The sequence below is a fragment of the Methylobacterium tarhaniae genome (assembly GCF_001043955.1).
Classification (GTDB): domain Bacteria; phylum Pseudomonadota; class Alphaproteobacteria; order Rhizobiales; family Beijerinckiaceae; genus Methylobacterium; species Methylobacterium tarhaniae.
Map to the genome: position 1 here is coordinate 1 of NZ_LABZ01000354.1, position 851 is coordinate 851.

1 protein-coding gene is annotated in these 851 nt (G+C 79.6%); it reads right to left on the reverse strand.

Annotated elements, in window-relative coordinates; translation table 11 throughout:
* Positions 1–851 (reverse strand): hypothetical protein (locus VQ03_RS34105; RefSeq protein WP_048454572.1); only part of this gene is annotated, 851 nt, incomplete at both ends.

Here is an 851-nt window from a genome sequence, read left to right on the forward strand (position 1 = left end):
GCCCGCCTCTTCCGCAGCCTGCGCGAAAGCCGACGTCGCCGCCAAGGTGCGGGTGTCGAGGGCGCCGGTCGCCGTCTCGGCCGCCCGGCCGATCGCCAACGCCGCTTCCTCGGCCCGGCCCGCCAGGCCCACCACGGCCCCGTGCAACGCCGCATCCGCCTCGCCGGCCCGCGTGCCGATCAGGCCCGCCGCCTCCTCCGCCACGCGGGCGAAGGACGAGGCCGCCTCGGCCAGACGCGCCTGCAGCGCCCCCGTCGCCTCCTCGGCGCCCTGGCGGAACGCCTCGACGCTCTCCGCCGTCCGCGCGCCCACCGCACCCGTCGCCGTCTCGGCAGCCCGGCGCAGGACCTCGGCGGCCTCTTCCGCCCGCGCCCCCAACTCGCCGGTCGTCGCGGTGGTGGCCTGCCGGAACAGCTCCGCCGCGGCCTGGCTGCGGGCGTCGAGCTCGGCGCCGGTCGTCTCCAGCGTGCGCCGGAAGATGTGCGCCACCTCCACCGTGCGGGTGCCGAGCGCCCCGGTCGCCTGCTCGGCGGAGCGGCGCATGATCTCGGCGGCTTCCTCGGAGCGGACCTGCAGCGCGTCGCCGACCGTGTCGGCGGACGAGGTGAGGGCGGCGGCCGCGGCCTCGGCCCGCTCGGCCAGGCCAGCCAGCGCGGTGCGCAGGGAGGCGTCGGCGGTCTCGGTGCGTTCGCCGATCAGGCGGCCGGCTTCCTCGGCCGCGGCCACGAAGGCGGCGGCGGCCGCCGCCGTGCGGGTGTCGAGGGCGCCGGTGGCGCTCTCGGCGGCGAGCGCGAGGGCGGCGGCGACGTCCTCGGCCTGGCGCGTCAGGTGCTCGACCGTGCCGCGCAGGG